General features: G+C 68.3%; 9 protein-coding genes. 3 read left to right on the top strand and 6 right to left on the bottom strand.

Annotated features, from left to right (window positions below):
* Positions 1-49: 49 nt before the first annotated feature.
* The 3 genes from AC2YHA_RS18830 to AC2YHA_RS18820 all read left to right on the top strand — a co-directional run bounded on the left by AC2YHA_RS18830 (position 50) and on the right by AC2YHA_RS18820 (position 2,683).
* Complete coding sequence (locus tag AC2YHA_RS18830; RefSeq protein WP_487402857.1) at positions 50-670, top strand: glutathione S-transferase family protein; 621 nt, start codon at positions 50-52, stop codon at positions 668-670.
* A gap of 103 nt (positions 671-773) precedes the next feature.
* Complete coding sequence (locus AC2YHA_RS18825) at positions 774-1,652, top strand: UDP-2,3-diacylglucosamine diphosphatase (protein ID WP_233783656.1); 879 nt, start codon at positions 774-776, stop codon at positions 1,650-1,652.
* Between the two features lie 5 nt (positions 1,653-1,657).
* Positions 1,658-2,683: a glycosyltransferase family 4 protein gene (locus tag AC2YHA_RS18820; protein WP_487402856.1), complete on the top strand. Its 1,026-nt coding sequence runs from the start codon at positions 1,658-1,660 to the stop codon at positions 2,681-2,683.
* A 139-nt stretch (positions 2,684-2,822) separates the two neighbouring features.
* Here the strand turns inward: AC2YHA_RS18820 and AC2YHA_RS18815 are convergent, their stop codons facing one another.
* The 6 genes from AC2YHA_RS18815 to AC2YHA_RS18790 all read right to left on the bottom strand — a co-directional run bounded on the left by AC2YHA_RS18815 (position 2,823) and on the right by AC2YHA_RS18790 (position 12,693).
* Positions 2,823-3,617, bottom strand: a complete 795-nt coding sequence (locus AC2YHA_RS18815; protein WP_487402855.1) for a 3-keto-disaccharide hydrolase — start codon at positions 3,615-3,617, stop codon at positions 2,823-2,825.
* A 202-nt stretch (positions 3,618-3,819) separates the two neighbouring features.
* Positions 3,820-8,031, bottom strand: a complete 4,212-nt coding sequence (locus tag AC2YHA_RS18810; RefSeq protein WP_487402854.1) for a translocation/assembly module TamB domain-containing protein — start codon at positions 8,029-8,031, stop codon at positions 3,820-3,822.
* Positions 8,031-10,172 carry an autotransporter assembly complex protein TamA gene (locus AC2YHA_RS18805; protein WP_487402888.1) on the bottom strand — a complete coding sequence of 714 codons (2,142 nt, stop codon included), beginning with the start codon at positions 10,170-10,172 and terminating at the stop codon, positions 8,031-8,033. The genes AC2YHA_RS18810 and AC2YHA_RS18805 overlap by 1 nt, the downstream gene beginning before the upstream one ends.
* A 163-nt stretch (positions 10,173-10,335) precedes the next feature.
* Positions 10,336-10,563, bottom strand: coding sequence for a hypothetical protein (locus AC2YHA_RS18800; RefSeq protein WP_233783651.1), 228 nt, complete (start codon positions 10,561-10,563; stop codon positions 10,336-10,338).
* The gene (locus AC2YHA_RS18795; protein WP_487402853.1) at positions 10,560-12,005 is read right to left on the bottom strand and encodes a radical SAM protein; all 1,446 of its coding nucleotides are present in this window, start codon (positions 12,003-12,005) and stop codon (positions 10,560-10,562) included. Before AC2YHA_RS18795 ends, AC2YHA_RS18800 begins: the two co-directional genes overlap by 4 nt.
* Complete coding sequence (locus tag AC2YHA_RS18790; RefSeq protein WP_487402887.1) at positions 11,950-12,693, bottom strand: prolipoprotein diacylglyceryl transferase; 744 nt, start codon at positions 12,691-12,693, stop codon at positions 11,950-11,952. The genes AC2YHA_RS18795 and AC2YHA_RS18790 overlap by 56 nt, the downstream gene beginning before the upstream one ends.
* Positions 12,694-13,005: the final 312 nt, after the last annotated feature.

Genomic DNA, 13,005 nt, shown 5'->3' with positions numbered 1-13,005 from the left:
GGCGCGGGCCGCGATCGGCGGCTAAGCGCGACGGCGGGAGGAACGATCCATGACGGCCACGCTCACGCTGCACCAATATGCCCAGTCGGCGAACTGCTATAAGATCTGGCTGACCGCCGCCCATCTCGGCATTGCGCTCGATCGGCGCGAATACGACATTCTCAAGGGCGAGACGCGCACGCCCGAGTTCCTGGCCAACGTCAATTCCAACGGCCGTATCCCGGTGCTCCAGGTCGGCGACCGCTTCCTTCCCGAGAGCAACGCGATCATCACCTATCTGGCACATGGATCGCGGCTGATCCCGACGGATTGGTTCGACCATGCCGATATGCTGCACTGGATGTTCTTCGAGCAATATCATGTCGAGCCCAACCTCGGCACCGTCCGCTTCTGGCGCCGGTTCGTCGGCGAAGGCGCGCTCACCGAGTTCCAGCGTGCGCAGATCCCCGCCAAGCTCGCCGCGGGCGAAGCGGCGCTCGCGCTGATGGACGAGCATCTCGCCGGCCGCGACTGGTTCGTGGGGCAGGGGATGACGCTCGCCGACATCGCGCTCTACGCCTACACCCATGTCGGAGAGGACGGCGGCTTCGCGGTGCGCAGCCATCCGAACGTCGCCGCGTGGCTGGCGCGGGTCGCGGCCGAGCCGGGGCATGTCGGCATGAACGATTGATTCTGCTGAGTTTTATGACGAGGCGATGACTCGCGAACGATTCGTTCTGTCACATTTCTCGGGCAGTGGAGCGCGGACAAGGGCTTAAGCGGGGACGCTGCTCATGGACGCGATCACCAGACTGCCGGTCGGGGCCGATATCACCGACCTGGCCGATTTCGCCGCATCGAAACCGACCTATCCGGAGAAGACGGTCGAGGAGCGCCGCCGCTACCGCACCATCTGGATCTCGGACGTGCACCTCGGCACGCGCGGCTGCAATGCCGACATGCTGATCGACTTCCTCGACCACGTCGACAGCGACACCATGTACCTGGTCGGCGACATCATCGACGGCTGGCGGCTCAAGAAGAAATTCTACTGGCCGGCGGCGCACAACGACATCGTCTGGCGCATTCTGAAGCGCGCCAAGCGCGGCACGCGGATCGTCTACATCCCGGGCAATCACGACGAGATGTTCCGCCAGTTCACCGGGCTCCACTTCGGCGGGGTCCACATCGTCCGCCAGTGCGTGCACGAGACCGCGGACGGCCGCCGCCTGCTGATCCTCCACGGCGACGAGTTCGACGCGATCACGCTGTCGCACCGCTGGCTCGCCTATCTCGGCGACTATGCCTATGAGTTCATGATGGCGCTCAACCGCTGGGTGAACGCCTGGCGGCGCTTCTTCAACCTGCCCTATTGGTCGCTGTCCAAGCACGCCAAGCACAAGGTCAAGAAATCGGTCGAGTTCATCTCCAACTTCGAGGAGGTCGTCGCCCATGCCGCCGCCCAGCGCGGGGTCGACGGCGTCGTCGCCGGACACATCCACACCGCCGAGACTCGCGAAATCGCTGGAATCGCTTATTATAACGACGGAGATTGGGTAGAAGGCTGCACCGCGCTCGTTGAGCATTTCGACGGACGGATGGAGATCCTGCATTGGGCCGAGGAAATGGCGGCACGCGCAGACGCAAAGGTCGAAACGCTGGCGGCGGCCTGACCGGCGTGCGTATCGCGATCGTCACCGACGCCTGGGAGCCACAGGTCAACGGCGTGGTCCGGACCCTCCAGGCCGTGCGCTGCGAGCTCGAGCGGCAAGGCCATCACGTCCTGGTGATCTCCCCCGAGCGCTTCTATTCGCTGCCGTGCCCCACCTATCCCGAGATCCGGCTGGCACTGGCGCGGACCGCGGCGGTCGGCGCGCTGCTCGAGGAGTTCCGCCCCGACGCGATCCACCTCGCCACCGAGGGCCCGGTGTGCGTCGCCGCGCGGCGCTGGTGCCTGCGACGCGGCTTTCCGTTCACCACCGCCTATCACACCCAGTTCCCCGATTATGTCGAGGCGCGTTCGGGCGTGCCGGCGGAGTGGGTCTGGCGCTACATCCAATGGTTCCACGGACCGAGCCAGGCGATCCTCGCCTCGACCCCGTCGATCCGCGAGACGCTGGTGGAGCATGGCCTGACCCGCGTGCGCCACTGGGGACGCGGCGTCGATCTTGCCAACTTCCATCCCGGCGTGGAGGTGCATCCGGCCTTCGCCGGGCTGCCGCGCCCGATCCAGCTCTACGTCGGCCGCGTCGCGATCGAGAAGAACATCGAGGCGTTCCTCAACAATACCCATCCCGGCACCAAGGTGGTCGTGGGCGACGGACCGGCGCGCGCCAGCCTGGAGGCGAAGCATCCCGACGCGCTTTTCCTCGGCGCCCGGTTCGGTGCGGAGCTTGCGCAATGCTATGCCGGCGCCGACGTGTTCGTCTTTCCGAGCAAGACCGACACCTTCGGCCTGGTGATGATCGAGGCGCTCGCCTGCGGCACGCCGGTCGCCGCCTATCCGGTCACCGGCCCGGTCGACGTGCTGACGTCGGAGACGGGTGCGATGGCCGATGATCTGGACACGGCGATCGCGCAAGCGCTCACCCGCGATCGCGCCCGATGCGCGGCCTACGGCCGCAGCTTCACCTGGGAGGCGAGCGCTCGCCAGTTCCTCTCGGCGCTCGTGCCCTTCGGCACCGGCGAGGCGCTGGCGGCCTGACCAGCACGTTTAAGCCCCTCCCCTTCAGGGGAGGGGTTGGGGTGGGGCCTGTCCACGAGCCGGACGGCTTGCCGCACTCCCCCACCCCCAACCCCTCCCCTGAAGGGGAGGGGCTTAGAATGCGGATGCCGACCTGCCTTTATCCCTCGAGAATCTGCAGTTCGACGTTGTCGAACTCGACCGGATGCCCCTCGCTCTGGAGCGCGATATAGCCCCGGGTCAGCCGCAGGTCGCTGCCCGCGCGGGCGACGGCGTCCTTGCCGATCGGGTCGGTCGGATCGAGCCTGGCATTGGTATAGCGCTGCACGACCTCGCCGTTGATCCGGTGGAGAATCTCGCCCGACGGCAGCACGTCGAGCTCGGCCTGCACCCAGGTTCCGTTGGGGATCGTCGGCCCGTTCGAGGGTGTGCAATGCTCGGCCGCGCGCTTGCCGCCGATGTCGACGTCGGTCCCCGGCGTGCAGACGGCGCCGGTCGGCCGCGGCTTGTCGCCGTCGCGGCCCAGCAGCTGGAACTCGATCGACACCGGGAAATTCTGGTCGCGCCCGATGTCGCGCGGGTTTTCCGACAGAAGCATGATGCCGCTGTTGCTGTGCGCCCAGGTCGGCGCGTCGGGCAGGCCGGGTTCGAGGAAGCGATAGCGCAGCCGCAGCCGGAAGAAGCGCAGGGGGCGATCGTAGAACAGATGGCCGAACCGGCCGGCGAACTTGCCGTCGTAGCTGGCGTAGGACACCTGGAGCTTGCCGTCCTTGACGACGAAGGTCCGCCCCGCGTCTTGGCCGGCCGCTTCGCCGACGATCTTGGGTGTCCAGCCGGCCAGCGTCCGGCCGTCGAACAGCCGCTCCCACCGCGGCGCCGCGCCAGTCGGCTGCATGGGCACGAAGCCCTGTAGGGCGAGCAGCGATGCGAGCGCGATTCCGAAAGCAGGCTTCATGACGTGCGCTCTCCCCGTATCCGGCCAATGTGGGCCGAAGTTCTAGAGTTTGATCCATCTCGCTTGAAGCAGCTGTTCCCCGGCGAAGGCCGGGGCCTAGCTGCGGTCGGCTCGATACTTGGCCCCGGCCTTCGCCGGGGAACAGATTCAAACTGGCCAAATCCGACTCTAGGATCGGCCTTCACCTCCCGCAATGGGATCATCAATAGTCCCGCGAGTAGCGCAGGTTGACGTTCGATCCGCCGAACGAGCCGGTCGAGGACAGCAGGCTGAGCGCCTTGGTCAGCGCGATCTCGAGCTGGGTGGCGGTGAAGCCGCGCGCGTCGGTGATGATCTCGATGTAGATGTCGTCGGTGATGTATTTCCCCGCCGCGAGCGCGGTGCCGCGGCCGGTCGCCTCGTCGGAGCCGAGCAGGCGCAGCCGGTCGATGCCCGCCACCGACCTGAGCTTGCCGAGCGGATTGAGCCCGCCGCCTCCGCCCCGCAGCGAATTGAGCGCGGCGGCGAGCTGGATCGCCTCGGTCGCCGACAGGTTGGTGACCGAGCTGCCGAACAGCAGCCGCGACAGCACCTCGTCCTGCGGCAGGCTGGGCGTGGAGGTGAAGGAGAGCTGTGGCGCCTGGGCGGTGCCGCCGATCTGGATCGACGCGGTGATGCCCTCTGTCGTGGTGTTGGCGACGATGTCGAGCGCCGGGTTGGTCAGCGCGCCGCCCTCGAACCGGACCAAGCCGCGCGCCACCTCGAAATTCTTGCCGGCGAAGGCATAGGTGCCCCGGATCATCCGCGCCTCGCCGGTGATGCGCGGTCGCGCAGTGCTTCCCCTGACGCGCAGGTCCGCCTTCCATTCGGATTCGAGGCCCATGCCCGAGATGAAGATCCGGTTGTCGGCATGGATGCGGATCGCCAGCCGGAAGCGGCTCGGCAGCTCGCCGCCCTGATCGCCCTGCGCCGCCGCCTTGGCGACGTCGCTCTTGCGGCGCACGCCGGTGAGCTGCGGCACCTCGGCCGCGCCCTGGGTGACGATCTGGTAGCGCACCTCCGGGATGTTGAGGTCGCCCTCGATCAGCCCGCCGCGCTCGCGGCTGTTGGTGACCTGGAGGGTGCCGGTGGCGGTCGCGCCGATATCGTCGCTATGGGCCAGCGAGGCGTTGTTCAGCTTCGCGCGGATGTCGATCGGAAAGCCGCTGTCGGCGGCGAGGCCCACCGTCCCCTGCGCCGCCACCGTACCTTCGCCCGCCCTGGCGGCGAGCTCGACCAGCTCGAACCGGTCGTTGGTGAAGCGGCCGTTGACGCGCATGTCGGTGAGGCGCGTGCCGTAGGTCTCGTTCTCGTAGGTGAGCTGATTGGCGCGCACCACGCCGTTGAGCTGGGGCGCCGACAATCGTCCGCCGAAGTCCGCGGCGACGCCGATCCCGCCGCCGAGCTGCTGGCCGGAGAAGCCGGCGAAGGAGAACAGCACCGCGGCCGGCCCGTTGTAGCGGATGCCCCCGCCGAGCGGCGCCGCGAACAGGCGCTCGGTCCACGACCCGCCCTCGCCCAGGGGGCGCAGCGTCGCCAGCAGGCGGCCGACGGTGGTGGTGCCGCGCTTGATCAGCGCGCGCGCCTCGCCCCCCTCGGCGTCGAGGCGGCCGAGGAAGTCGATGTTCACCGGCGTCGACACCGAGGCGAGGCTCGAGCGGGTGAAGTTGGTGACGGTGATGCGTGCGTCGGCGTGCGGCACGCTGGCGCCGGCCGCCTGGGTGAAGGTGACGCTGCCCGTCGCGGCGCCGCCGATGCCGAGATTGGGCACGAAGGCATTGACCACGGCTAGGTCGAGCCGGTCGAGCCGCGACTGCAGCGCAAGGCCGCGGCCATAGGTGCCGGCCAGACGCACCGACCCTTGGTCGAAGTCGATCCGCGTCGGCAGCAGCCGGTACTCGCCCTCATGCGGCTCGACGCGCGCCGGCGCGGCGGTGCGGAAGTTGATGCCGTTCGCCTGCCCCTGCAGCGCCGCCAGCCACAGCTTCGGCGAGAAGCGCGCGTTGGCGCCGATCCGGAACGGGACGCCGGACGAGCCCTCGGCGAAGGCCTGGGCGGTGCCGCTGCCGCCGCGATAGTCGACCTTCGCGCGGGCGGCCTTCAGCATGAAGTCGCCCATCTTGAGCGTGGCGATCTGCGCGTCGCCGACGATGGCCGGCTTGTCCGGATACATCACCGCGTTGCCGGTGATGATCGCCCGCCCGATGGTGAGTCCGGCGGTGCCGGGGATCACCGCGTTATAGGCGCGCGCATCGACGTCGGCCCGCTGATACTTGCCCTCCGCCCCAAGCCCGAGCGTGCCGTTCACGCCCGACCCGGCGAAGCGCAGGCTGCCGGCGAAGGGCCCCGCGGCGGTCTGCTGGACGCGGCCGTTGAACAGGATGCCGGCAAAGCGGGTGTCGCGGACATCGGCGGTCAGGCGCGGCGACGTGGCGAGCAGGAGATTGGCGTTGAACGGGCCATAGTCGGTGCCGCCGGTCGCGACGACGGCATAGCGTGCGCCCTGTCCGCGGATCGTGGCGTTGAGATCGACCAGGCCGATCCCGACTCCCGGCCGCGGCGCACGCAGGTTGACCACCGGCGCCGCCAGCGTGCCGTTCACCCGCGCGAACAGCGGTCCGTACTGCCGCGACCAGGCATCGGCGTTGACCAGGATCGGCCCCGCGGGATCGTAACGGCCGGAGCCGTTCGTCACCTTGAACCCCGGCGCATTCACCCGGAGCCCCGAAAAGGCGATGATCCCCTGCGGCGTATAGTCGACGTCGGCGCGGCTGTAGGCATTGCCGCCCAGGAACTCGCGCAGCCCGTCGTTGAAGATGCGCGCCGTCCGCGCCGCCACGCGGCCGCGGATGCCGAAGCCGCCCGACGCCGGCGAATAGAGTCTGGCGTCGGTCTCGACGTTGACGATACCGACGCCGTCGATGCGATAATCGTTGACGCGCCCCTTGAGCGCGCCGGCGTAGCGGCCCTTGGCCATGTCGGCGGCGACGATCGCGGTGGCGTCGATCTTGTCCGAGCGCACGCGCAGATTGTCGGAGAGGATCTCGGTGCCGCCGTTGATCGCGAGATCGCCGTTGACGCGGACGTTGGTGAGCAATCCGCCCGCCGCGGCGTTGAGCCCGGTCACGCGGGTCGCCCGCGCAGCGATCGGGATCAGGATGCGGTCCGCATCGACCCGCGCCTTGCCCTCGGCATAGAGCCCCTCGACGCCCATCGATCCGAAGCCGAGCGCTGCCGCCTGGACCTTGTAGTCGACCACCGGCCGCGCGAACGGCCCGTCGAGCGCGACTGCGGCGCGCACCGAGCGGCCGTTGAGGTTGGGCGCGATCGCGCCCGGCGTGAGCAGCTGCGCCTCGGCCCGGACGTTGCCGAACCGGCTCCTGCCGAGATCGAGCATTCCTTCGGCCGCCACTGCCAGCGCGCTCGAGCGCAGCTGCAGCTTCGTATCGGCCTTGCGATCGTCGAGCGTCGCGTCGAGCGCGACGCCGAGCTGCGGTGCGGTCAGCCGCTCGACCGGCCCCTTGAGGTAGAGGCCCGGCCGCGTCGGCCCGCGCACCTTGAACGTGCCGTTCCGCGCTTCGATCGTAAGATCGGCGAGCCGGCCGGTGCCGAGATCGGCGACCGCGCGGCCGTTCCAGGCCTTCCAGCTGCCCTTGCCGTCGACAGTCGCGGTGAGCGGCGCCTCGAGCTTCGCCATCGTCGCGACCAGGCCGCCCTTCGGCGCGTTCAGCTTGAGGTCGATGGCGAGCCGGTCGGCGTCGGGCACCGCATCGAGGTTGAGCGCGAGCCGGTCGCCGCCGCCGATCGTCGCGGCATTGGCCACCACCTGCGCGCGCCGGTCGGCGATATGGGCGCTGCCGTTCAGGCTCAGCAGCCGGCGCTGTCCGCTCACCGCGGGCGCGAGGTCGATGCGCCGGATCGCCAGCCGGTTCACGTCGATGTCGATGTCGGGCAGGATCGGCGCATTGGGCTCGCTCGGCACCGGCTTGAGCTCGGGCAGGCGCGTGACGGTGACGAGCGGGCTGGTCAGCGAGCGGACGTCGACATGACTCCGGATGAAGGCGAACGGCCGCCAGTCGACCGCGATCCGCGGCGAGGTGGCGAAGGTGCCGTGCTGGTCCTGCACCTTGACGTCGCGCAGCACCATCGCGCCGTAGAGCGAGCCGTCGATCCGCCCCACGCGCAGGTTGAGCCCGTTCGCCATGGTGTAGCCGGCGATGCGGTCGGCGACGAAGCGCCGGCCCGGCTGGGTATCGAGCCCGAGCACCAGCAGCCCGGCGAGCACGACCAGGCCGACGAATCCGACGCCGATCCACAGCGCGACCCGCTGCCACAGCGGCCGACGTGCCACCGCGGTCTCGGCGGCGGGCGGCGGGGGCGTTTCTTCTTCGGCCATCAGAACGCCTGCCCGATCGAGATGTAGAGCGCGATCTTCGATTCGCCCGGCTTGCGGTTGATCGGCGTCGCGACGTCGAGGCGGAACGGGCCGAAGTTGGTATAATAGCGCGCGCCGATGCCGACGCCGAAGCGGATGTCGGACATCTTGGGCAGCTCGCTCTCATAGACCTGACCCGCGTCGACGAACGGCACGATGCCGAAATTGCCGAAGCGATAACGCGCCTCGATCGAGAATTCGTTCAAGCTGCGGCCGCCGACCGGCCGGTGGATGGTAGGCGAATCCTTCTCGTCCGGATCGGTCGGGTCATAGTCGGGATTTGGCTCGGTCGTCCGCGGGCCGAGCTCCTGGAAGCCGAAACCACGCACCGACCCGCCGCCGCCGGCATAATAGCGCCGCGACGGCGGCAGATTGTCCCGCGCCGTTCCCGCGATCGCCCCCGCCCGCGCACGGCCGGCGATGACCAGGCTGTCGCTGATCGGGTAATAGGTGGTGCCTTCTAGCATCGCGCGGACATAGGGGCGCACCGCTCCCTGCACCGACGTCTCCGGGCTGACGTTCAGCTTCACGCGGAAGCCGCGCGTCGGGTTCAGCAGATTGTCCGAAGTATCATAGCCGAGGAATGCCGGCAGCGCCGCGATGCCATAGGTGCGGCGCACGCGATCGTTGAGATCGAAGTCGTAGACGCTCTCGTTGGTGCCGACCAATTCGACGCCATAGAAATAGGTCCAGCGCTTCTGCCAGATCGGCGTCGAATCGCGGCTGATCCGCGCCGACAGCGTGCCGGTATAGGCGCTGAAGGCGTCGTAGTTGCTATGGTTCAGCGCGGCGGTCAGCGAGAAGGTGCGGTCGCGCTTGCCGGCGTTCGAACGGCGGAAGGTTGCCGACAGGCCCTGCTCCTGCGTGCCGGCGACGCCGGAGATGATCAGCGCGCCTTCGGGCGGGAACAGGTTGCGGTGCGTCCAGCTCGCCTCGGCGCGGAAGCCCTGGCCGGTGCCGTAGCCGACCGTGCCGGCGAGCGTGCGCTGCGGTCCCTTGTTCTGCCGCACCATCAGATCGACCTGCTCGGTGCCGTCGGGGCCGGGCCGGCCGGTCTTGCGCGGCGACACGCCGACGCTCGAGAACAGGCTGGTCGCGACCAGCGCCTGGCGGAGGTCGTCGACCTTGCGGCTGTCGTAGAGCTCGCCGGGCTTGAAGCGCGCGAGCACCGCGATGTGATCGGCGTCGAACACCGGATCGCCGCGCGTGACGAAGCCGCCGAAGCTGCCGCGCGGTCCGGTGTCCACTGGCAGCGTATAGTCGCCCGTCAGCGTGGCCTCGTCGAGCAGGATGTCGCGCTGGCCGACCTCGGCGAAGGGATAGCCCTGCTGCGGCAGCTTGAGCGCGACATTGGCCTCCGCTCCCTCGATCCGCTCCGCCTCGATCGGATCGCCGACCTTGAGCGGCAGCTCCTTGTCGATCAGCCCGGGCGGCACGGTCGGCGCCGCCTTGATCGCGATCGACCCAAGCGAATAGCGCCGGCCCGGCACCGCGGTGATCGTCGCGCGGACGCGGCCGGGCTGGTTCGGCACCTGCTCGATCATGGAGGTGGCGGTCGCGTCATAATAGCCGCGCGAGGTCATCAGGCGGACGGCGAGCCCCTCGTCCTCCCTGGCACGGGCGTTGACCATCGCCGCGTTGGGCGCGTCGTCGTCCTTGCGCAGCGCGGACAGCGCATTGAACTCATCGTCGAGCCCCACCGCATCGAGCCCGACCACGCGCGTGTCGTAGCGGATCGCGGCGGCGGGCTGATCGTCGACCCCGGCGATGGTGACCGGGGTCACGTCGAAGCCGGACAGCGGCGGCAGCGGCTGCGCGAGCTCGCTCTCGGACGGTAGCGGGACCGGCGTCAGATCATCGGGGGCGGGCTCGACTCCGGCCTGCGCGGGGGGCGCCGAAGGCGTGGCCGGCAACGGTTCCAGGGGAGCATTGATGTCGCCGGACAGCGGCGGAATCGATTTCTCGAACTGGTCGTCGGGGACGATGGCCCCGTCGGGCGGCGGTTGATTCTGCGGCTGAGGCTCGGGCGTCGTCGCCGGTGCAGGCGCGATCTGAGCCCGTGCGACACCGGACGGCGCTGTCAGACCGATCGCCAGTCCCAGAAAGATCGCGATCGAACCTGGTCGCACGCCCCTTGTGCCTCCGCCTGAGGGCACATCCGTTCAGGCGCGCCCTTCTTGTCATGAACCGAAACGACCCGGATCGAATTTAGTGCCGCTCCAGAGAGATGAGGTCGATTTCGCAGAAACGCGCGACAATAGCCGATCAAATCTCCTCGTCATCAGGTTGTCGCAATAGCCATCGTCCCCACGTGAACGCACCGAAGCCGATGGCGAAGGGAACGCCGCCGATGATCAGGGGCAGGAGGATCGCGGAGGGCTCGCGTATCGCCACCTCGAAGCCGCTGACGACGACCACCAGCGAGCACAGCCCGCTGCACGCCATGATCAGGATTCCCGCTGCCAGGAGCAGTCCGCCGAACAGTCGTTTCATCCTTCCCCCCTCGCTCGTGCGAGCACCGATTCCCCTTCCGCCCCCGGACGGTAGAAGCTGTTGTAGGTATCGAACGGAATGATCTGCCGATCGGGCGTCACGAAATGCACGCAACTGCGCTTCACGGTAGCCAGGTCGAAATTGTAGCGGTCCAGGAACTGCAGGATGACCACACGGAAGCTGCTCGCATAGCCGAGAGTCTCGGGCACCAGCGCGTTGGGCAGGCAGCACAGGACCTCCGCCAGCTTCTCCTCCGTATTGCATTGCGTGGTGGCGAGGCTGAGCAGGTCGACCATGGCCTGGCGGAGCGCCGGATAGGCTTCGTAGCTGATCGTGTTCGGCCCCTGCAGGATCAGTTCGCGCGGCAGGAGCGAGGTGATCGGCGTGACGGTGCGGCCGTCGCGCAGGCCATAGCCGATGCAGATCTGGTCGGGATTGCAGGGCAGCGGGATCATGTCCTCGGCCGCGAAGACGCCGGCCTTCACCACCTCCCGCCGGATCTGCGTGAGCAGCATCCGATTGGCCTTGGCGTCGAAGCCTTGGTTGCGGCCGGCATCCTGCACCGGCTGGAACGTCACGCCGCGCACGCACGACCATTCGAGCGCGTGATTGACGATGGCGGCGATCTCGCCGTCATTCACGCCGCGCTTCACCACCGCGACCAGCGTCGTCGACAGCCCGACGCGCTCGAGCGCCTCGAGCGCCGCCCGGCGGATGCGCGACAGCCTGGCGCCGCGCAGGTTGAGCAGCGCGCCGTCGTCCATGCTGTCGAACTGGAGATAGACCTCCAGCCGGGGAGCGTAGCCGGCCAGGCGGGTCACGAACGCCTCGTCCTGGGCGATCCTGACGCCGTTGGTGTTGATCATGACGTGGCGGATCGGCCGGCGCTTCACCGCGTCCAGGATCTCGAAGAATTGCGGGTGCAGCGTCGGCTCGCCGCCCGAAAGCTGGACGAGATCGGGCTCGCCCTCGCTCTCGACGAGCGCATCGAGCATCGACTCGATCACCTCGAGCGGCAGATGGCCGCCGTGCATGTCCTCGGCATCGGCAAAGCAGACCGGGCAGGCGAGGTTGCAGGCGGAGTTCACCTCGACGATCGCGAGGCAGCTGTGCTGCTCGTGATCGGGGCAGAGGCCGCAATCGAACGGACAACCGGCTTCGGTCCTGGTCTGCGCGCGCAAGGGGCGGTCCCCCGGCTTGAGCCAGTCCTTCTGCGCGCGCCAATAGGCCAGGTCGTCGCTGATCAGCGTTTTCTGGACGCCATGCGACCGGCAGCGCTTGAGATAGTAGACACAACCGTCCTCGATGATGACCTTCGCGGGGACGATCTCCAGGCAGGTCTCGCACAGGCTCGTCGTCTGTCCGTGGAAGATGTAGGGCGCTGCCTTACGCTCCGGCGACGGCTGGACGGTGGCGGCCGCGAGCGATCCAGATGAGGGCATAGGCGCTGAGTCCGATCATCACGAGGTGGAAGACGTTGAACGGGCCGACCAGTGGTGGATAGGGCTTGAGGAATTCCCACGCAAACCGCTGCGCCGCATAGGCGAGCACGAACGCGTGGAACCCGTGCCGCTCCGCCCACGGGCGATGCTTTGCGAGCGCTCGCCAATAGACGACGAGGAAACCGGCCATCGCGAGCGATTCGTAGATCTGGACGGGATGACGCGAGATGCCGTCTCCCAGGTCTACGCCCCAGGGCAGATCGGTCGGGATGCCATAGGTCTGGTCGTCCAGACCGGCGAAGAGGCATCCCCATCGCCCCACGACGATCCCGATCGTCAGTGGGATCACGAACGGCCCGCCGGTCGATTCCCGCACGCCGCGCAGCCACTTCCAGATCTCGACCGCGACGATCGCGCCCGCCAGCGCGCCGGCGATCGAATGCGACAGCACCGGCCGCGAGTCTCGAAGCGTGTTGAGCGAGCCCAACAGCCAGGCGCCGAGCGCAGCGCCTGCCGCGAGGCTGACGAAGTAACTCGGCACGGACTGCCGCGAGAGCCGCTCGACGCTGGCGCGGCGGTGGCGATACACCCATCGCGCACCGAGAAACGCGGCAAGCCATGCCGTCAGGTCGCCGACATAGTGGAGCCAGGGAGCTGCGGGAACGTGAAGCACGCCCGTCGATACCATATCGGTCACATGTTTAGGGCTCGATCCATCTGAGTTGAAGCAGACCTGTACCCCGGCGAAGGCCGGGGCCCAGCTGCAAGCAGCCCGAGACTGGGCCCCGGCCTTCGCCGGGGAACGGATTCAAACTGCCTGAATCCGACACTAGGGCCTGTCTTGTTCAGGATGAATTCAAACGGAACCGCTTGTCACCCTCACGCTTCCGCGGCTTCGCCGCTCCCTCCCTCTCCCGTTGGGAGAGGGAAGGGGCCCGCCGCCGAAGGCGGTGGGAAGGGTGAGGGTGACCGTCGCTTCCAATCGATCTCATTCCACTCC

The organism is Sphingomonas sp. SRI_018 (assembly GCF_057586275.1).
This window is presented reverse-complemented; position numbering and strand designations above follow the sequence as displayed.